The sequence below is a fragment of the Winogradskyella sp. A2 genome, from assembly GCF_046762865.1.
Classification (GTDB): domain Bacteria; phylum Bacteroidota; class Bacteroidia; order Flavobacteriales; family Flavobacteriaceae; genus Winogradskyella.
In genome coordinates, this window is the sequence record NZ_JBKQXM010000004.1 from 157,989 (window position 1) to 176,572 (window position 18,584).

At 31.5% G+C, this 18,584-nt stretch carries 21 protein-coding genes and 1 pseudogene; 16 read left to right on the forward strand and 6 right to left on the reverse strand.

Annotated elements, in window-relative coordinates; genetic code table 11:
* Positions 1-68: 68 nt before the first annotated feature.
* Positions 69-1,298, forward strand: coding sequence for a class I SAM-dependent rRNA methyltransferase (locus ACFWV9_RS09260; protein WP_411894929.1), 1,230 nt, complete (start codon positions 69-71; stop codon positions 1,296-1,298).
* Positions 1,299-1,342: 44 nt separating this feature from the next.
* On the opposite strand, the gene ACFWV9_RS09265 is transcribed toward ACFWV9_RS09260, so the two are convergent.
* Entirely contained in the window at positions 1,343-1,843 is a 501-nt protein-coding gene (locus ACFWV9_RS09265; protein ID WP_411894930.1) for a nicotinate-nucleotide adenylyltransferase, read from the reverse strand.
* 151 nt (positions 1,844-1,994) lie between these two features.
* Between ACFWV9_RS09265 and ACFWV9_RS09270 the strand changes: the two genes are divergently transcribed.
* Entirely contained in the window at positions 1,995-2,945 is a 951-nt protein-coding gene (locus tag ACFWV9_RS09270) for an NAD(P)H-dependent flavin oxidoreductase (protein ID WP_411894931.1), read from the forward strand.
* Here the strand turns inward: ACFWV9_RS09270 and ACFWV9_RS09275 are convergent.
* Entirely contained in the window at positions 2,931-3,290 is a 360-nt protein-coding gene (locus ACFWV9_RS09275; RefSeq protein ID WP_411894932.1) for a hypothetical protein, read from the reverse strand. The genes ACFWV9_RS09270 and ACFWV9_RS09275 overlap by 15 nt on opposite strands.
* A gap of 189 nt (positions 3,291-3,479) precedes the next feature.
* Here ACFWV9_RS09275 and ACFWV9_RS09280 point away from each other — a divergent pair, with 189 nt between their 5' ends.
* On the forward strand, positions 3,480-3,800 hold the full coding sequence (locus tag ACFWV9_RS09280; RefSeq protein WP_411894933.1) for a YtxH domain-containing protein: 321 nt from the start codon (positions 3,480-3,482) through the stop codon (positions 3,798-3,800).
* Here the strand turns inward: ACFWV9_RS09280 and ACFWV9_RS09285 are convergent.
* Both ACFWV9_RS09285 and ACFWV9_RS09290 read right to left on the reverse strand, forming a co-directional pair.
* On the reverse strand, positions 3,797-4,363 hold the full coding sequence (locus ACFWV9_RS09285) for a GNAT family N-acetyltransferase (RefSeq protein ID WP_411894934.1): 567 nt from the start codon (positions 4,361-4,363) through the stop codon (positions 3,797-3,799). The genes ACFWV9_RS09280 and ACFWV9_RS09285 overlap by 4 nt on opposite strands.
* 1 nt (position 4,364) lies before the next feature.
* Positions 4,365-5,003, reverse strand: coding sequence for an alpha/beta hydrolase (locus tag ACFWV9_RS09290; protein ID WP_411894935.1), 639 nt, complete (start codon positions 5,001-5,003; stop codon positions 4,365-4,367).
* Positions 5,004-5,048: 45 nt separating this feature from the next.
* On the opposite strand from ACFWV9_RS09290, the gene ACFWV9_RS09295 reads away from it, so the two are divergent.
* The 8 genes from ACFWV9_RS09295 (at position 5,049) to ACFWV9_RS09330 (ending at position 12,318) form a co-directional block, all read left to right on the forward strand.
* A complete protein-coding gene (locus ACFWV9_RS09295) occupies positions 5,049-5,471 on the forward strand; it encodes a PaaI family thioesterase (RefSeq protein ID WP_411894936.1) in 423 nt (140 codons plus the stop codon).
* Positions 5,472-5,476: 5 nt separating this feature from the next.
* Positions 5,477-6,601 (forward strand): chorismate-binding protein, encoded by a 1,125-nt coding sequence (locus ACFWV9_RS09300; protein WP_411894937.1) that lies wholly within the window; start codon positions 5,477-5,479, stop codon positions 6,599-6,601.
* A 30-nt stretch (positions 6,602-6,631) separates the two neighbouring features.
* A complete protein-coding gene (gene menD, locus ACFWV9_RS09305; RefSeq protein ID WP_411894938.1) occupies positions 6,632-8,392 on the forward strand; it encodes a 2-succinyl-5-enolpyruvyl-6-hydroxy-3-cyclohexene-1-carboxylate synthase in 1,761 nt (586 codons plus the stop codon).
* A 103-nt stretch (positions 8,393-8,495) separates the two neighbouring features.
* Positions 8,496-8,834 (forward strand): DUF2853 family protein, encoded by a 339-nt coding sequence (locus ACFWV9_RS09310; protein ID WP_411894939.1) that lies wholly within the window; start codon positions 8,496-8,498, stop codon positions 8,832-8,834.
* 83 nt (positions 8,835-8,917) lie between these two features.
* Entirely contained in the window at positions 8,918-9,748 is an 831-nt protein-coding gene (locus ACFWV9_RS09315; RefSeq protein ID WP_411894940.1) for a S1 RNA-binding domain-containing protein, read from the forward strand.
* A gap of 99 nt (positions 9,749-9,847) precedes the next feature.
* The gene (locus tag ACFWV9_RS09320) at positions 9,848-10,687 is read left to right on the forward strand and encodes a 1,4-dihydroxy-2-naphthoyl-CoA synthase (protein ID WP_411894941.1); all 840 of its coding nucleotides are present in this window, start codon (positions 9,848-9,850) and stop codon (positions 10,685-10,687) included.
* 15 nt (positions 10,688-10,702) lie between these two features.
* A complete protein-coding gene (menA, locus tag ACFWV9_RS09325) occupies positions 10,703-11,608 on the forward strand; it encodes a 1,4-dihydroxy-2-naphthoate octaprenyltransferase (protein ID WP_411894942.1) in 906 nt (301 codons plus the stop codon).
* Between the two features lie 35 nt (positions 11,609-11,643).
* On the forward strand, positions 11,644-12,318 hold the full coding sequence (locus tag ACFWV9_RS09330; protein ID WP_411894943.1) for a metal-dependent hydrolase: 675 nt from the start codon (positions 11,644-11,646) through the stop codon (positions 12,316-12,318).
* A 2-nt stretch (positions 12,319-12,320) separates the two neighbouring features.
* Here ACFWV9_RS09330 and ACFWV9_RS09335 read toward each other — a convergent pair.
* Positions 12,321-13,112 (reverse strand): annotated as a pseudogene (locus tag ACFWV9_RS09335) (SDR family oxidoreductase).
* A complete protein-coding gene (locus ACFWV9_RS09340) occupies positions 13,109-13,951 on the reverse strand; it encodes a sterol desaturase family protein (protein ID WP_411894944.1) in 843 nt (280 codons plus the stop codon). The pseudogene ACFWV9_RS09335 and the gene ACFWV9_RS09340 overlap by 4 nt, the downstream one beginning before the upstream one ends.
* A 112-nt stretch (positions 13,952-14,063) precedes the next feature.
* Here ACFWV9_RS09340 and ACFWV9_RS09345 point away from each other — a divergent pair, with 112 nt between their 5' ends.
* The 5 genes from ACFWV9_RS09345 to ACFWV9_RS09365 all read left to right on the forward strand — a co-directional run bounded on the left by ACFWV9_RS09345 (position 14,064) and on the right by ACFWV9_RS09365 (position 18,547).
* On the forward strand, positions 14,064-14,753 hold the full coding sequence (locus ACFWV9_RS09345) for a DUF2490 domain-containing protein (protein WP_411894945.1): 690 nt from the start codon (positions 14,064-14,066) through the stop codon (positions 14,751-14,753).
* A 4-nt stretch (positions 14,754-14,757) separates the two neighbouring features.
* A complete protein-coding gene (locus ACFWV9_RS09350; RefSeq protein ID WP_411894946.1) occupies positions 14,758-15,792 on the forward strand; it encodes an o-succinylbenzoate synthase in 1,035 nt (344 codons plus the stop codon).
* Positions 15,793-15,794: 2 nt separating this feature from the next.
* On the forward strand, positions 15,795-16,754 hold the full coding sequence (locus tag ACFWV9_RS09355; RefSeq protein WP_411894947.1) for a lysostaphin resistance A-like protein: 960 nt from the start codon (positions 15,795-15,797) through the stop codon (positions 16,752-16,754).
* 5 nt (positions 16,755-16,759) lie between these two features.
* Positions 16,760-17,842 (forward strand): AMP-binding protein, encoded by a 1,083-nt coding sequence (locus ACFWV9_RS09360; protein ID WP_411894948.1) that lies wholly within the window; start codon positions 16,760-16,762, stop codon positions 17,840-17,842.
* 90 nt (positions 17,843-17,932) lie between these two features.
* On the forward strand, positions 17,933-18,547 hold the full coding sequence (locus ACFWV9_RS09365) for a hypothetical protein (RefSeq protein WP_411894949.1): 615 nt from the start codon (positions 17,933-17,935) through the stop codon (positions 18,545-18,547).
* Positions 18,548-18,584 lie beyond the last annotated feature (37 nt).

Consider the following 18,584-nt stretch of genomic DNA (forward strand, 5'->3'; position numbering starts at 1 on the left):
TGAAAACGCAATCATTAATTTGATTGCGTTTTTTTATAAAATAAAACATTACATTCATTAAAAAATAAATGAATTTATCGGAAAAATTAAAATTTAGTTATCAACCTAAACACTTAGCGGTTAAACTCAGCTCTAAAGGAGAGCAATATGTTGTAAAAGGACATCCTTGGGTGTTTTCTAACAGCATTGTAAAGATTAATGATAATGCAAATACAGGTGACTTAGCTATAATATTCAGCAAGAATAAAAACAAAGTTGTTGGCATAGGTTTGTACGATGCCAACTCACCAATCCGAATAAAAATTATTCATAACGCAGAAACTAAAGCCGAAATTAATGCTGAGTTTTTTCATCACAAAATTAAAGTCGCGTTAGATAAACGATCAGAATTATTAGAAACCAATACCAACAGTTATCGTTTACTATTCGGTGAGAATGATGGTTTCCCTAGTTTAATAGCTGACGTGTACAACAAAGTTTTAGTCGTAAAATTATATTCTGAAATTTGGTTACCCTATTTAGAACCTATCATTATTAGTTTACAACAAGTTTCTGATACCGAAACCGCAGTCATACGTTTAAGTCGCAGTCTACTTAACTCAAAAAATCACGCCTTCAAGGATGGAGAGGTGGTGTATGGTAGTTTAGAAAATGAAGTTGTAGAATTTATTGAACATGATGTAAGGTTTTCAGCCAATGTAATTAAAGGTCATAAAACGGGCTATTTTTTAGATCATAGAGAGAATAGAAGGCGCGTTGGTGAACTTAGTAAAGGTAAAACCGTTTTAGATGTATTCTCATATGCTGGAGGATTCTCTGTACATGCCTTAGCAAACGGAGCAACAGAAGTAACAAGTTTAGATATTAGTAAACAAGCCTTGGATATGGCAAGAGAAAATGGAAAATTAAATGTCTATACTGGAATTCATAAAACCATATCTGGTGATGCTTTTGTAGAAATGATGAACCTCATAAAAAGAGGTAAACGTTATGATGTGGTTGTTATTGATCCACCTAGTTTTGCAAAGCAACAGTCTGATATTGAATTAGCAAAAAAGAAATATACTCAATTGGCAGAATTAGGTATACAATTGATTGCAAAAAAAGGGTTATTGGTTTTAGCATCTTGTTCATCACGTATTTCTGCACAGTCCTTTTTTGATTTAAATGAACATGTATTAAATTCTCAATCACTATTGTTTGAGACTTATCTAAAAACCACACATGATATCGATCATCCCGTTACATTTACAGAAGGTGCTTATTTAAAATGTGGCTATTACAGATTTTTAGAATAAAAAAAAAGCCCAGCAATAGTGCTGGGCTCTCTAAAATTTGAATTCTACATAAATTCGCCTTTTTCATTAATCTTAACTCTCATTTTTTTGTCACCATTTTCAAGTTTTACTTTATAAAGTTTATCAGTGACTTCGTTCATATAGTGAAAATTAACTTTGTAAAAATCACTAACTGCTGTCCAATTTGGGAATCGCTCAGCAATTGCCTCTCTAACAGTTTTCGGTAATTTTACATTTTTATACTTTTCAATTGTTCTAATAAGTTTACCAGACTTATCGTAAGCTGCTAATATTTTACCTTCTGGAATGTAAAAAGATATATTGTATGTGGCATACTCATCATTGTAAAACTCTGAACTTTTAAGATTGAACATTGCAACTTTTTCTTGCAACATTTTAACTGACATCGGTGTGTCATCTGATTCTACTGAACTCAAATATTTGTAGTTTACAGCAGTAATTTCAATTTCAGGTAATTCAATAACCTGTGCGAATACTTGACTACTAAATGTAAGTAGAAGTAATAAGATTGATAGCTTTTTCATGTTGTTGTTTTTTATGATTAATAGTCTAAATGTATGGTTAACAGGTAAATCTCAAAATGATGTAGATCAGTATTAGAATATTTATTCAAGACCACTAATATGTTATGCACGCATAATATATTTTACTATATTTGAAAAATAAACTTTCCCTATGAATACTAAACTTACACAGCTTCTAGAAATTAAATATCCAATTATTCAAGCACCTATGTTTTTAGTGTCTAATGTGGCCATGGTTACTGAGGCTATGAAAGCTGGAATCGCTGGCTGTATACCAGCATTAAATTATAGAACATTGGATGAGTTACGTATGGCAATTAAACAATTGAAACAAAATAAAGTGGAAGGTGGATCTTTTGGCTTTAATCTAATTGTTAATAAATCAAACGTTAAATATAGAGGCCAATTAGAGGTGATTTGTAAAGAAGGCTGTGATTTTATAATTACATCTTTGGGTAGTCCAGAAGAAACGATTAGACAAGCCCATAAAGTTGGTATAAAAGTGTTTTGTGATGTCACAGATTTAAAATTTGCCAAAAAAGTAGAGGGATTAGGTGCCGATGCCATAATTGCTGTTAATAATGAAGCAGGTGGTCACCGAGGCAATTTATCACCGGAAGAATTGATAAAACAGTTAACTGAAAACTGTATGATACCGGTAATATCGGCAGGAGGTGTAGGATGCAAGGCAGATATCGATATGATGCTAAGTTATGGCGCAAAGGGAGTTTCAGTTGGCAGTCCATTTATAGCATCTTTAGAAGCTGGTGTAACGGATGACTACAAACAAGCTTGCGTTGACTATGGTGCGGAGGATATTATTATGACTGAACGGATCTCTGGTACACCATGTACAGTAATTAATACCCCTTATGTGCAAAAAATAGGAACCAAGGCTACCTGGATAGAGAATTTGCTGAATAAGAATCGTAAACTAAAAAAATGGGTGAAAATGATTCGGTTTTCAATTGGTATGAAAATCACAGAAAAAGCGGCAAAAAAAGCAACTTATAAAACAGTATGGGTTGCTGGCCCAAGTATAGAGCACACTGATTCAATTTTACCTACTAAGGAAATTATTGAACGTCTAATCAGAGATTGATTTTAATGATGCGATTTGTTTTTTCTTTTTTCTACCAGTAAAAATATTAAAAGTGTAACTGGCAACCAATCCTCCAGAAAAGGTAGCAATAGCTTCACCTGTGTCAAACCTTCCATCAATGATGTATCCGTCATAGACTTCTTTAGCTAAACCAACAAAGGTTGCTGTACCTAAACTATACCAAAATGCTTTTTTCTTATTTTTAGTTTTGCTATAAACAATAGAGTAAGTTGCACTAGAAATCACAGCACCAGCTCCAAAATGTAAAGCATCATCTGATGAGATAAATTGTGCATAGCTTAGATTCATTAAAACAATTGCAAAAAAGGTAAGTAAGGTTTTCATAAAATGTTGGTTAGTCAGTCAAAATAGAACAATAGATTAGGAAACTAGATTATATTCGATTTAAATATTGATTTACACGATTAAACATTTAAAATTATAATAATCAATTTCTTATATTTTAATTGACTGTAACAAATTGCTATATTTTTATACATATAAATGAAGGTGTTTAATTAATAAGGAAAAATAATGATTCATAAAGGAGCTATTATATTAGGAGTGCTTGTTGGGGCTGGAATTGGTGTATTGTTAGCACCAGACAAAGGGAAAACCACAAGAGATAGGCTTAAAAAAGAAGGTAAAGAGGTAAAAGATCAGATTACGAAGGATTTTAAGGAAGTAAAAGATGATTTGTCTAAAGCTACAGCATCTGGTAAGAAAAAATTGAAGGAAGAAATAAATAATTTAGCTTCTAAAACAAGCTATCAAACAGAAAAAGCAATTACTTTTTTAGAAAAGCAACTAGCTATATTAAAGGAGAAAAATAATTCTTTTCAGCAGGCGAATTAGAGATTTTTAAAAATTGAAGTCCTAATATTTGGCCATTCCTCTTTGAGAATGCCATAGCAACACGTGCTTCGTCTAAAGCCATCTTTCATTACTGTGTCTTGGCGTAAAACACCTTCAAGTGTAGCACCAATTTTTTCAACTGCACGTCTTGATTTTGTGTTACGTTCATCTATTCTAAATTCAACTTTTTCAAAATTCATGTTTTCAAATGCAAATTGAAGCATTAAGAATTTCATATTCTTATTTAATCCTGTACACTGAAATCTTTTCCCAATCCAAGTCCAACCAATGTGTAGTACTTTATTCTTATGGTTTATAAATCCGAACCTTGTAGATCCGGCAAATTCATTTTTTAGTTTATCGAAAACTATAAATGGAATGATTGAATTATTATAGTAACCATTAACTGCAAATTCAACATAATCTCTTAATTTTTCTGGTGTAGATATGTCTGAAGGTGAATAATAAATTAGATTTTCCTCCTCGGCTATATCGATGAGATAGGAGTAATTGCTTAAATCTAATAAGCTAAGTTTTACCCTTTCATTTTCTAGAATTTGCATATTAGACGATTGAATTTATAAATGATACGTTAACAGTATGACTACCATCAAAAGGTATAATTTGTAATTTATCACCGAATAATTCTTTAGCTTTTTTGGTTTCTTCCGCGATTCGTTGTTCGTTTAAATATTCATCTTTTGTACCATAAACTAAATATACTTCTGTTTCTTTTTTTAAATAGCTGAAATCTTTATTAACAAGCTCAACTGGTACGCCACCAGAATGAATAATCAATTTATTACATTGAATTTCTCGTTTTATCATATATCGTAATGCAACACTTACGCCTTGAGAATAACCTAAAACAATAAAGTTTAAATTTGAAGAAAACTGTTCGTTATTAAAAATGGAATCAAAATAGTTGATAATATTCTCCATTCCAGATTGTGTATTATCACGAGTTAGCCAATTTGCTCCAACATGCATTTTTGGTTGCTGATAGTATTTGCTAGGTGCTTGTGGAGCGATCACATAATTTTTATCCGGATCTAGAGACTTAAAATACTTGAGGAAATATCGACTTAAGTAACCCATACCATGGCAGACAAACCATACATTTTTGGTGTTTTTATTTAAAACATTGAGTGTTGAATAGGAGTTACTCGTATTGTAATATGTTTCTTTTTCGGTCAGATTCATTATTCTCAGTATCTTTGCAATCGACTTTAAAAATAATGTTTTTCTATGCAACTTTCTAAAGAAGAATTTCTAATCCAAGCCAATGCCATTTGTAAAAATACTTTAATGGAAACATTAGAAATTGAAATGATAGATTATGGTGATGATTATCTAGTTGCAAGAATGCCAGTGACTCAAAAAGTACATCAACCAGATGGTGTATTACATGGAGGAGCCACGGCAGCACTCGCCGAAAGTGTTGGTAGTTTTGCCTCGCATATTTTTATAGATACAGAAAAGTTATTTGTTAGAGGTATAGAAATAACTGCAAATCATTTAAAAAGTGTAAAAGAAGGTTATGTATATGCAAAAGCTACTTTTTTACATAAAGGCAGAACGACACAACTACTTGATGTTAGAATTACAGATGAGGCCGATAATTTAATTTCAATTTGTCGGTTATCTACAATTTCTCTACCCAAATCATAATTTTAATGAATAGCAATTCATTTTTTTCTGCATTAGAAAACCAATACAATAAGAAATTACCCTTTGTAGTATATAGTAGACCAATAAATTCTATAGTCAAAAGCTGGTTGCAAACTGACAATGAGTTGCATACAACAGATAATTTTGAGGAAAGTGGATTTGTTTTTGCACCTTTCGATTCAACTGTGAAGAGTATAATATTGCCAGTAAAGTATTGTGCTTATAACATTTTAGAAGTTGGTAAAGATGAAGAGTATATTTTTAATTCTAAATTAAATGATGGAGATGCTATTAAATCGGATAAACAAAAGCATCTAGAACTCTTAAACAAAGGTATTACTGAGATTAACTTAGGCAATTTAGATAAGGTAGTATTGTCTAGGTATGAAGAACACCAAATAGGTGATTTAAACCCAATAGACATTTTTAAACGTCTGTATAGTAGTTATAAAAATGCAATGGTGTATTGTTGGTACCATCCAAAGATAGGTTTGTGGCTAGGTGCAACTCCAGAGTTGCTTTTTAAAGTTGTTGGTAAACAACTTACAACTATATCGTTAGCAGGAACGCAACCTTACAATTCTAAATCTGAAACAAATTGGACTGCAAAAGAACTAGAGGAACAGCAAATAGTTACAGACTATATCATAGATAAGATAAAACCTTACACCTCTAAATTAAAGGTTTCAGATATAGAGACCGTTAGAGCCGGTAATTTGCTTCATCTAAAAACACGAATAGTAAGTAGGATTAATGATGATACAGAATTGAATACTATAATTGAAGCCTTGCATCCTACACCTGCAGTCTGTGGATTCCCAAAAGAACCCTCGAAATCTTTTATTATTAACAATGAAAATTATGAGCGTACCTACTATACAGGATTTTTAGGAGAACTCAATTTAAAGCAAACGAAAACAAGAAATTCTAATAGAAGAAATGTTGAAAATAATGCCTATTCTAGTATTAAGTCCATTTCTAATTTTTATGTTAATCTGCGTTGTATGCAGATTAAAAATGATAAAGCATTCATTTATGTAGGTGGAGGTATAACTAAGGATTCAAATCCTGAGAATGAATGGGAAGAGACAGTTAATAAAACCAAAACTATCGTTAACGTATTAAAGTAAAACGAGGAGAAGTGTTATCTTTGTGCGCTGATGAAATACTCTAAAATTCCCTTATCACAAACGGTAGTTGCATTATGTCAGGCACATAATATTAAGCATATAGTTATTTCACCTGGTAGCAGGAATGCACCATTAACAATTGGATTTACTTATAATAAAAATTTCAAATGCTATAGTATTGTTGATGAGCGTTGTGCGGCTTTTTTTGCTTTAGGTATTGCACAACAATTAAAAAGTCCTATTGCATTAGTTTGTACTTCAGGTAGTGCACTTTTAAATTATTATCCAGCCATATCAGAAGCATATTATAGTAATATTCCATTAGTAGTATTATCTGCAGATCGTCCGAAGCACCTAATTGATATGGGAGACGGACAGACCATTAAACAAAGAAATGTTTATGGAGATCATGTGCATTATAGTGCCAATCTAAAGTTAGACCTGAAAGATGACTTTGAAAGTTCAGGAGAAAAAGAATTACCAATTTTTAAAAATCTTGAAAATAAATTAGAACGGATTATAGGTCTACAAAAAGATATTCAATCATTTAATGAAGAAGAAATATCAAAAGCACTAAACATAGCTAATTCAAATTCCGGACCAGTTCATATCAATATTCCATTTGGAGAACCTTTATATGAAACTATAGATGAACCAACGATAGGTTTAGAGGATTTCAAAATACAGAATAAGGTTTCAAGGATAGATTTAGGTGATATAGATAGTTGTTTGAATATTTGGCAAAATGCCAAGAGAAAAATGATAATAGTAGGTGTTCTTTCTCCAAACTCGATTGAAGAAAATATATTAGATCAAATAGTTGATAATGAAAGCATTATTGTTTTTACTGAAACAACTTCAAATCTTCATAATCCTGATTTTTTCCCTGGGATAGATAAGATAATTGCACCTCTAGATGATAATGATTTCAAACAGCTACAACCAGATTTATTATTGACCATAGGAGGTTTAATTGTTTCAAAAAAAATAAAGGCATTCCTTAGAAAATATAAACCAATCCACCACTGGCATGTTGGTCTGAATAATGCTAATGACACATTTTTTTGTTTAAATAAAGACTTCAAGATTGCACCAAATTCTTTTTTTAAAGAATTTTTACCACAAGTAAATAATGCTTTAAAAAGTAATTACAAATCTAAATGGATAGAAGTAAGGCAAAAACGCCGTAAACTTCATAAAGCCTATTTAAATGAAATACCATTTTCAGATTTTAAGGTATTTGATAGAATACTATCAAAACTACCTGAAAACAGTCAACTTCAAGTAGGGAATAGTTCGGCTATTAGATATACTCAGCTTTTTCAATTAAAAAAGAATATTCATGTTTTTTGTAATCGCGGAACAAGTGGCATAGATGGTAGTACAAGTACGGCAATTGGTGCTTCAGTGGTATCTAATCAAAGAACTACATTTATAACTGGTGACCTTAGTTTCTTTTATGATAGCAATGCCTTATGGAATAATTATATACCTAAAACCTTCAGGATTATTTTAATTAATAATGAAGGAGGAGGGATTTTCAGAATTTTACCTGGTCATAAAAACACTGATAATTTTGATACATTTTTTGAAACTAAACATAACTTAAATGCAAAGCATTTGTGTGACATGTTTGAATTAGATTATCAAATTGCAAATGATTCTAAATCGCTTGAGACCGCTTTAGATACATTCTATAATTTAAGTAAAAACCCAAAATTACTTGAGGTCATTACACCATCTAGATTAAATGATCAAATACTTCTTGATTACTTTGATTACATCAAATAATTTTTCCAAATCTTAGGAATAAAATGTGACCATTCCATTTTTTAAGTGTCTAAATATTAGTTATCTTTAGTAGGTAAAAAAATTAATCTAAAACAATAAAAAAATGAGTAAAAGAGATGAGTTAATCGTAAAATATGCGGCAGATTTAAAAGACAAATGTGGTGTTAAACCGGATATGGATTTGTTGACTAAAGTGACCGTTGGTTTAGGTCCTTCAATCTATAATGCAGATTCATCTACAGTTTCTGGCTCTGACGATAAAGAACTAGCAACAGTAAAGAATAACTTTTTAATTAAAAAATTAGGATTAAGTGCTAGTGCTGATTTGGACGGAGCAATAGACTCTGTAATTGAAAAATATGGTCGTTCTAATAGAAATAAATATAGAGCAGTTATCTATTACTTATTAGTAAAACACTTTAAAAAAGAATCAGTTTACTAAGATTTATCTACAAACATTTTAAAAGCGCTGTGATTATTTATTATAGCGCTTTTTCTTTTTAACAATATCAATACCTTTGTGCCATGATGAAATTAGGAGAATATAATACGTTAGAAATATTAAGGGATACTGAACCTGGCCTGTTTTTGGGTGATGAAGAAGGTAATGAGGTTTTATTGCCAAACAGGTATGTGCCTGAAGAATTTGAAATTGGTGATAAATTAGATGTTTTTGTTTATTTGGATAACGAAGAACGACCAGTATCTACAACAGATAAACCTTATATAACAAAAGGAGATTTTGCTCTTTTAAGATGTAATCAAGTAACAAAATATGGTGCTTTTTTAGATTGGGGATTGGTTAAGGAGTTATTTTGTCCATTTAAGGAGCAAGCATTTAAAATGAAATCTGGTGGCTGGTATTTGGTTCATTGCTATTTAGATGAAGAGACAGAACGTTTGGTGGCTTCTAGTAAAACCAATAGATTTTTGGATAATAAAGAACTAACGGTTTCAAAATTTGAAGAAGTTGATTTAATCGTATCTCATCCATCAGAAATAGGTATGAATGTAATCGTTAATAAAAAACATTTAGGTTTAGTTTTTAAGGATGACATTTATAAGGATCTGAGTGTTGGTGATAGAATAAAAGGAATTGTTAAGAAGGTGAGACACGATAATAAATTGGATATTCAATTGAGTCAAATAGGTTATAGAAATATTGAGCCTAATGCTGAGTATATCCTGGAGGAATTGAAAGATAACAGTGGTTTTATTCCACTAAATGACAAATCAGATCCAAACGATATTAAGGAACAACTTCAGATGAGTAAAAAGAGTTTTAAAAAGGCAGTAGGATCACTTTATAAAGAACGATTAATTACTATCGAAAAAGAAGGGATAAGATTAGTTTAATATTGATTGACCAAATAAATAAATTAAAAAGGCCATCAATAATTGCTATGAAATCATTACTATTAATTCCTTATTTTTGCAGTTAAATTCCTGAAAAGAATGAGCCAAATAGATTGGAGAATTGCTAAATCGTACGAAGATATTACATATCAAAAATGTAATGGTGTCGCTAGGATAGCTTTTAATAGACCCAATGTCAGAAATGCATTTCGTCCTAAAACAACATCAGAATTATATGATGCGTTTTACGATGCAAATGAAGACACCAGTATCGGTGTTGTATTATTAAGTGCAGAAGGACCATCGGCAAAAGATGGAATATGGAGTTTTTGTTCAGGTGGAGATCAAAAAGCAAGAGGTCAACAAGGCTATGTTGGTGATGATGGTTATCATCGTTTAAACATTCTAGAAGTACAGCGATTAATTCGGTTTATGCCTAAAGCAGTTATAGCAGTTGTTCCTGGCTGGGCTGTAGGAGGAGGCCATAGTCTGCATGTAGTATGTGACCTTACACTTGCAAGTAAGGAGTATGCTATTTTTAAACAAACGGATGCAGATGTCACTAGTTTTGATGGAGGATATGGTTCTGCATACTTGGCAAAAATGGTAGGGCAAAAGAAAGCACGTGAGATATTCTTTTTAGGAAGAAATTACTCTGCACAAGAGGCCTTTGAAATGGGTATGGTTAATGCAGTGATTACACATGATGAATTAGAGTCTACTGCTTATGAATGGGCTCAAGAAATTTTAGCTAAATCGCCTACCTCAATTAAAATGTTGAAATTCGCAATGAATTTAACTGACGATGGTATGGTAGGTCAACAAGTGTTTGCTGGAGAAGCAACACGTTTAGCATATATGACAGATGAAGCAAAAGAAGGTAGAGATGCCTTTTTAGAAAAAAGGAAACCTAACTTTCCTAAAAAATGGATTCCATAATCTAAAAGCTTTTGAATGAAAAAAATTAAACCGTGGCTTTCAGCCATGCGCTTAAGAACATTACCATTATCAGTTTCGGGTATTATTTTAGGAACTTGTTTTGCTTATTATAATGGTCATTTTAGTTGGTGGGTCTTAGTCTTAGCAATACTAACAACTATGAGTCTTCAAATACTCTCAAATTTAGCCAATGACTATGGCGATGGAGTAAAGGGCACAGATAATAATGAACGTGTAGGACCTGAAAGAGCCATTCAAAGTGGTGCAATAACGCCAGAGAGAATGCTCGAGGCTATTAAATTTAATATTGTTATAGTAATTATCTTAACATTTTCATTAATCTGGGCAGCCTTTGGTCCTAATGAGTTTTTACTACTATTATTATTTGTAACTCTTGGAGGAATGTCAGTTTATGCGGCTCTCAACTATACAATGGGAGACTCTCCTTACGGTTATAAAGCCTTAGGTGATGTTTTTGTCTTTATATTTTTTGGATTAATCAGTACACTTGGTAGTTATTTATTATATACTAAAACTATTGACCATTTAACTTTTTTACCGGGAATTGCTTTAGGATTTTTGAGTGTTGGTGTACTTAACCTTAATAATATGCGAGATATTCAATCTGATGAAAATTCTGGTAAAATTACACTTGCGGTTAAACTAGGTTTAAAAAAGGCTAAAATTTATCATAATCTCTTAATTGTAGGAGCAATGCTTTTAACAATTATTTTCTCAGTATTATATTATGTTGTACCATATAATTTTTTATATCTAATTTCATTTATACCATTTATAGTTCATTTAAAAAAGATTAATAATGCAAGGGATTCTAAGGATTTTGATAGTCAATTAAAAGTATTGGCATTATCTACTTTTCTCTTTTCATTATTATTAGGGATTGGGTATATTTTGTATTAATTTTAGGCTAAGATTATTCTCTTAAATAATTAAAAATGAAAGTAACATTTTACGGACATGCCTGTTTAGGTATTCAAATTAAGGACATAAACATATTAGTGGATCCTTTTATAACTGGCAATGAAAAAGCTTCACATATTGATATAAATACGATAAAAGCAGATTATATTTTGGTGACACATGCACACCAAGATCATACCTTAGATGTAGAGGCCATTGCAAAACGTACTGGTGCTACTATAGTATCTAATTATGAAATAGTTGTTCATTATCAAAACCTAGGTTTTAATGGTCACCCTATGAATCATGGTGGTTCATGGCAATTTGATTTTGGTAAAGTTAAGTATGTTAATGCAATACATACCTCTTCATTTCCAGATGGAAAATATGGAGGTCAGCCTGGTGGGTTTATTATAGAAAGTGATAAATCAATATATATTGCCGGTGATACTGCATTAACATATGATATGCGTCTTATTAGAAAACAATTTGACCTTGATTTAGCGGTTCTTCCAATTGGAGATAATTTTACAATGGGAATTGATGATGCTATCCAAGCAGCACGATATGTAGATTGTGACCGTGTATTAGGTTACCATTATGATACTTTTGGATACATCGAAATCGATAAGCCAAGAGCAAAGGCGAAATTTGATTCTAAACTTAAGAAACTATATTTATTGGATATTGGTGAAAGCTTAGATGTTTAGTGCTATTTAACCTGACTTTTCATTACAAACTTATGTAACAGCTTGGGAAAGAAACGCTTGAGGTAAATTCCCTTGGTTTCACCTTGGCCAATATAAGCTTCAAATTTTTCTTTTTGAATTGCTTTTATCATCCGTTTAGCAAAAACATAAGTTGAAAGTCCTTTTTCTGTCGCATTATCTTGTTGATTTTATAGTGATCCATCACCAGTTAAAGCGTTTCGGGCAATATTTGTATTTACAAATCCTGGACAAATCATAGTAACCTTTATATTGTCGTTTTGATGTTCCATTCTAAGTGCATCAAAAAAACCATGGAGAGCATGTTTTGCGCCACAATAAGCAGATCTGTAGGGTGAACTAAACTTCCCCATTAAGCTTGTAACAGTTACAAAATGACCAGATTTATTTTCAATGAAATGAGGCAAAATTGCCTTTGACAATGCAACAGTACCTAAATAATCAACCTCCATTAATTTTTTATCGACAGAAATGTCAGTTTCTATTATTAAGGATCGCTGGCTAATACCTCCATTATTAATTAATAGATCTATTTTCCCAAAATATTGTAATGCTTGTTTGCAAACATTAGACATATTAAGATAATCAGCCAAATCAAAAGGTAATATCCTAATATTCTCAGGACTTGAGCATTGTTGTTTAACCTCATTTAAAACTTTTTCTCGCCTAGCTGAAAGAATTAATTGGCATTTGTGATTAGAAAGTTCTATAGCTAGGGCTTTACCAATGCCACTTGATGCTCCTGTAATCCAAACAACCTTGTCTTTAAATGTCATTGTTTTGTATTGGTTTTTAACCATTCTTCCCTTAACTCATCACTAATTTTACCTGAACCATCGTGTTTCCATCCAGGAGGTTTAATAAGATATAGCCATCTATCTTTTAAGGATTTTTTACCACTAAAGGCATCCTTAAACATGTAAACCCATTCAATAAATGCAATTTTTATAGGGTTGAACGTGTTTATGTTTTTTACTAAGCCATAATTAACCTTTTCATTTTCTAATTCAGGCTGAAAAGTCCCAAACATTTTATCCCATATAATCAAAATTCCTGCATGATTTCTGTCTAGATATATAGGATTACTACCATGGTGTACTCGATGATGTGATGGTGTGTTAAAAATAGCTTCAAACCATTTTGGCATTTTATTTATAGCTTCTGTATGAATCCAAAATTGATATAATAAACTTATTGACATTTGAAGCATTATCATGGCAGGGTGAAAACCTAATAGAGGTAGCCATAGCCAAAAAATAAAAGTGTAAAATCCTCCACTCCAAGTTTGGCGTAAGGCAGTGCTCAAATTATAATGTTTTGAAGAATGATGAACAACATGTGATGCCCAAAATAATCTACACTCGTGAGATACTCTGTGAAACCAATAATAAGCAAAATCGTCTGCAAAAAATAATATAGTGAATGACCACCAAGTAATAGGAATTTCTATGAGTTTAAAACTATCATAAACCCAAAAAAACACTAACAACACGAGAGCTTTACTGCCAAAACCTAAGAATACATTTCCTAAGCCCATGGCTATAGAAGAAAAGGCATCTTTGGGTTCATATGTTTTTATACCCATTTTAATAGTGACATAAAGTTCTATTAGCATTGCTAAAATAAAGAAAGGTATCGCGTAGAGTATTATATTAGGAAAATCCGGCATTTTTTTATTTAGAAACGTTAGTTACGTATTTTTGTCTTTCAAAAATAATTCATTTTATATGAAGTTAAAATTACTTGTATTCATTTTAATAACTAATGTGTGTGGACTTATTGCCCAAGTAGATGAATCACAGACAGGTGCATGGTATATGTACTTTTATAATCACAAGTTTAATAATAGTGAATTTGGAATTCAAGGTGATTTTCAATATCGTGATTGGCAAGGACTAGGAGATAAGGAACAATTATTATTGCGATCTGGGTTTACGTATTCTCCAAAAAATGTTGGTGTAACGTTTACATTGGGTTATGGTAATATTACTACAGGGCAATATGGTACTAGTGATGAAACCGTTGCTGAAAATAGAATTTATCAAGAAGCATTGATTCCTCAAAAAATTGGTAATCGTGTTTACCTAACACATCGATTTAGATTTGAACAACGTTTTGTGGAGGATCAAGATTTTAGAACACGGTATAGATATAATCTATTTTTAAATGTACCGATAAACAAAAGTGATTTATCACCTAAGGCCTTTTATGTTGCATTATATAACGAGCTTTTTATCAATGGTCAAACCGATATTGGAGACTCAAGGACCGTTGAATTATTTGATAGAAACCGAACGTATTTAGGATTGGGTTATGTTTTGAATCCTAGAATAAGGTTTCAGTTAGGTTGGATGAATCAGAAAACTGTGAATTGGGGTAAAGGCCAGCTTCAAGTGAGCATGCATCATAATTTTTAATAAAATGCAAGCTAAATATCTTAAGTACTTTTTAAATTTTAAGAACCCTAGTGGAACCTCTCGTGGTGTAATGACTACCAAAGAAACTTGGTTTATTAAGCTTTATAATGATGGAAAAACCGGAATTGGTGAGTGTGGTATTTTAAGAGGACTTTCTATTGACGATAGACCTGATTATGAAGAAAAGATTAAATGGACTTGCGATAACATTCAGTTAGGATTAGAAGCATTAGTTTTAGAATTGGTAGAGTTTCCGAGTATTCAGTTTGGATTGGAGATGGCATTTAAATCTTTAGGAAGTGACAATGGATTTCATTTATTTCCATCTGCTTTTACAAAGGGTTTTGATACTATCCCAATAAATGGACTAGTTTGGATGGGTAGTGAAGGTTTTATGCGGAAGCAAGTTATAGAAAAAATTGAATCAGGTTTTGATTGTATAAAGTTAAAGATTGGCGCAATTGATTTTCAGACTGAATTAGATATTCTTAAATCTATTCGCAAAGAGTTTTCGGTTTCTGATATTGAATTGCGTGTAGATGCAAATGGTGCATTCTTACCAGATGAAGCTCTAAATAAATTAAAAAAATTATCTGAATACCAGTTGCATTCAATTGAGCAACCTATTAAATCTGGGCAATATGAAGCGATGGCTAAGCTATGTGAGACTACTCCTTTGCCAATTGCACTTGATGAAGAATTGATTGGAGTTTTCAAATCAGAAGAGAAGAAGAATGTACTCCAAACAATTAAACCTCAGTATATTATCTTAAAACCAAGTTTAATAGGTGGTTTTAGAGGCAGTAGTGAATGGATAGATATAGCAGAAGAATTAAACATAAAATGGTGGATAACTAGTGCTTTGGAAAGTAATGTTGGATTAAATGCCATTGCACAATGGACTTATACATTACGCAATAATATGCCACAAGGATTGGGCACAGGCAGTTTATTTACTAATAATTTTGATTCGCCATTAATGGTAAAAAATGGTACTTTGCAATATAATTTTAATAAAGATTGGGAATTTAAAATATAAATATGGATTATATACAACAAGCGTTTAAAGGGTTACATGAAGGATGGCGATATTTTGTTGGAACTATTATAGTTATTGCATTTGTAATTATTGGGCAAATACCATTTACTGTTGCAGCTATTGTTGAAGCGAAAAACCAAAGTATGTCGTTTTTTGAACTAGACGAATTCACATTAATGACAATTTTGGAACCAAATCTTAATCTGTTCCTAATGTTATTATCCTTTGCTATTGGTTTATTGGGATTGCTTTTAGTTAATAAGTATCTCCATAAAATGACATTCACTCAACTTACCACAGCAAGAGATAAAATTGATTGGAAACGCTTCTGGACAATTTTCTTCGGTTGGGGAATTTTATCATCTGGATTTGTTTTAATGGACTATTTTATGACGCCTGATGATTATGTTTTAAATTTTGATTTAAATAAATTTCTAATTCTTAGTGTCATTGCAATTATTATGGTACCTCTACAAACAAGTTGTGAAGAATATTTATTCAGAGGATATTTAATGCAAGGAATAGGCGTTGTAACAAAGAATAGATGGTTTCCATTATTATTTACGTCCTTAGTTTTTGGATTGCTACATATTGCTAATCCAGAAGTTGAAAAGTTGGGTTATATCATAATGATATATTACATAGGTACTGGTTTGTTTTTAGGAATTATAACTTTAATGGATGAAGGATTAGAACTAGCTCTTGGTTTTCATGCTGCAAACAACTTGTTTACGGCTTTATTAGTTACTGCAGACTGGACCGCTTTTAAAACCTATTCTATTTTTAAGGATATGTCAGACCCTACTGAAGCAACATTTGTTGATATTATTGTACCTGTATTTGTCATTTTCCCAGTACTATTAATCATTTTATCTAAAATGTATGGATGGAGTAATTGGAAAGAAAGATTACTAGGTAAGGTTACTGAACCGTTAAAAGAAGATTATAAAATCATTGAATAGAAGATATGACTCCAAAGTATAATAAAATACATAATCGTTTTAAGCTCAATGGACTTCATTTTAATTATGAAGATTTAAAGGAAGTTGCATATAGTCTTATAAAAGAGGGAGAAACCTATGAAAAGGTTACAGGAAACTTCTTAATTGATTGGCTTAACAAAGATGATTTTTTATACGTAAACACTTCAGGTTCAACAGGTAAACCAAAGGTCATAAAATTAAAAAAACAGGCAATGGTAAATTCAGCCATAGCTACTGGAGACTATTTTGGTTTAGAACCAGGTGATAGTGCTTTAGATTGTTTGCCAAGCCATTATATTGCAGGTAAGATGATGTTAGTTAGAGCCATGATATTAGGTCTTGAAATTGATTGTGTAGAACCTAGTGCACATCCTATTTTTGACTATGAAAAGCAATATGATTTCTGTGCAATGATTCCTTTGCAATTAAAGCATACTATCAATTATACTCAAAATATTAAGACTATTATTGTTGGAGGTTCTATGATTACCAAACCATTATTAGAACAAATTAAGCATAGTAGTTCTAAGTTTTATGAAACTTATGGTATGACAGAGACAGTAACACATGTTGCTGTACGTAAATTAGAATCAGAATCTGGAAAAGGAGAAAAATTATTTAATGCCTTGCCTGATGTTACATTTGATAAAGACGAAAGAAATTGTCTAATTATCAATGCATCAAAACTGGTTGAAGAGTCCTTAGTGACTAATGATATTGTAGAGCTAACTTCAGAGACCAGTTTTAAACTATTGGGTAGATATGATAATGTAATAAACTCAGGTGGTGTAAAACTCTTCCCAGAACAAATAGAAAAAAAATTACAACCTGTAATTGATGAGAGATTTATCCTCGCAGGAGAAGATGATGGGACATTAGGTGAGAAATTGATACTTATTATTGAGAACCCTAGAGATTCAAAAGATTCGATTGAAAATAGAATTAAGCATCTTAAAGGACTAACAAAGTATGAATTGCCTAAAGAAATTTATTTAATTGATAGGTTCGTAGAAACAGTTAACGGTAAAATTCAGCGTAATAAAACCATTAAAAAAGTTTTAGGGTAGTTAACTCACTCAGATTTACAGTTTACTCATTGTCTGTTTTAATCCTTGAGTATGGCAACTAGTTTTATGTAAACTTTAAATGCCATTCTCATGAAAACATTATTACAATTTATTCTTGTATTAGCATTATGTTATACAAGTTCTGCACAAGAAAAAAATATTGAAACAGAATCAGTTGCAATTGAAAACCTAATCAATTTCATGGTGGAACAATATTCCTCAAAGACTGATACAATACCCAAGAGAAACATAACTTTCCTTATTGAAACCTACGCAGATAATTTTAATACAGAAGATAAGGTTATGTTACAACAGGCATTTAAAATTATGTCTAAACGACTTACAGAAGAAGATTTTGTTAGTATAGTGACTTACTCAAAATATAATGGTATTGTACTCAAACAAACTGAAGCAACAAACACTAAAAAGCTAGTATATGCTGTTGAGAATTTTAGGTCAAGTATAAATTATATTGAAGATAATGGAATAGAGTTAGCATATAGACTGGCTAAAGAAAATTTCACAGAAGAAACCGAAAACTCAGTTGTTATGATAAGAGTTCCACATACCGTCGATGAGGTAACGGTTCAAAAAACGAAAACAAATATGACTAAAGCAAATAATACCAGTAATAAAAAGAATAATGCTGTTGTTTTAACTGCAATAGCATTACTGCCAGAAATTATTAAGATTATTAAGGACTAATTATAAAGCATAAAAAAACCCGATACATACGGTATCG

What these genes read in the sequence shown, in the direction of transcription:
- ACFWV9_RS09275 (WP_411894932.1), bottom strand. Translation starts at nt 3,290, where the DNA reads ATGAAAACCTTACTTACCTTTTTTGCAATTGTTTTAATGAATCTAAGC.
- ACFWV9_RS09320 (WP_411894941.1), top strand. Translation starts at nt 9,848, where the DNA reads ATGAGCCAAATAGATTGGAGAATTGCTAAATCGTACGAAGATATTACA.
- ACFWV9_RS09280 (WP_411894933.1), top strand. Translation starts at nt 3,480, where the DNA reads ATGATTCATAAAGGAGCTATTATATTAGGAGTGCTTGTTGGGGCTGGA.
- ACFWV9_RS09350 (WP_411894946.1), top strand. Translation starts at nt 14,758, where the DNA reads ATGCAAGCTAAATATCTTAAGTACTTTTTAAATTTTAAGAACCCTAGT.
- ACFWV9_RS09330 (WP_411894943.1), top strand. Translation starts at nt 11,644, where the DNA reads ATGAAAGTAACATTTTACGGACATGCCTGTTTAGGTATTCAAATTAAG.
- menD (WP_411894938.1), top strand. Translation starts at nt 6,632, where the DNA reads ATGAAATACTCTAAAATTCCCTTATCACAAACGGTAGTTGCATTATGT.
- menA (WP_411894942.1), top strand. Translation starts at nt 10,703, where the DNA reads ATGAAAAAAATTAAACCGTGGCTTTCAGCCATGCGCTTAAGAACATTA.
- ACFWV9_RS09270 (WP_411894931.1), top strand. Translation starts at nt 1,995, where the DNA reads ATGAATACTAAACTTACACAGCTTCTAGAAATTAAATATCCAATTATT.
- ACFWV9_RS09295 (WP_411894936.1), top strand. Translation starts at nt 5,049, where the DNA reads ATGCAACTTTCTAAAGAAGAATTTCTAATCCAAGCCAATGCCATTTGT.
- ACFWV9_RS09360 (WP_411894948.1), top strand. Translation starts at nt 16,760, where the DNA reads ATGACTCCAAAGTATAATAAAATACATAATCGTTTTAAGCTCAATGGA.
- ACFWV9_RS09345 (WP_411894945.1), top strand. Translation starts at nt 14,064, where the DNA reads ATGAAGTTAAAATTACTTGTATTCATTTTAATAACTAATGTGTGTGGA.
- ACFWV9_RS09285 (WP_411894934.1), bottom strand. Translation starts at nt 4,363, where the DNA reads ATGCAAATTCTAGAAAATGAAAGGGTAAAACTTAGCTTATTAGATTTA.
- ACFWV9_RS09260 (WP_411894929.1), top strand. Translation starts at nt 69, where the DNA reads ATGAATTTATCGGAAAAATTAAAATTTAGTTATCAACCTAAACACTTA.
- ACFWV9_RS09290 (WP_411894935.1), bottom strand. Translation starts at nt 5,003, where the DNA reads ATGAATCTGACCGAAAAAGAAACATATTACAATACGAGTAACTCCTAT.
- ACFWV9_RS09365 (WP_411894949.1), top strand. Translation starts at nt 17,933, where the DNA reads ATGAAAACATTATTACAATTTATTCTTGTATTAGCATTATGTTATACA.
- ACFWV9_RS09265 (WP_411894930.1), bottom strand. Translation starts at nt 1,843, where the DNA reads ATGAAAAAGCTATCAATCTTATTACTTCTACTTACATTTAGTAGTCAA.
- ACFWV9_RS09315 (WP_411894940.1), top strand. Translation starts at nt 8,918, where the DNA reads ATGATGAAATTAGGAGAATATAATACGTTAGAAATATTAAGGGATACT.
- ACFWV9_RS09340 (WP_411894944.1), bottom strand. Translation starts at nt 13,951, where the DNA reads ATGCTAATAGAACTTTATGTCACTATTAAAATGGGTATAAAAACATAT.
- ACFWV9_RS09300 (WP_411894937.1), top strand. Translation starts at nt 5,477, where the DNA reads ATGAATAGCAATTCATTTTTTTCTGCATTAGAAAACCAATACAATAAG.
- ACFWV9_RS09355 (WP_411894947.1), top strand. Translation starts at nt 15,795, where the DNA reads ATGGATTATATACAACAAGCGTTTAAAGGGTTACATGAAGGATGGCGA.
- ACFWV9_RS09310 (WP_411894939.1), top strand. Translation starts at nt 8,496, where the DNA reads ATGAGTAAAAGAGATGAGTTAATCGTAAAATATGCGGCAGATTTAAAA.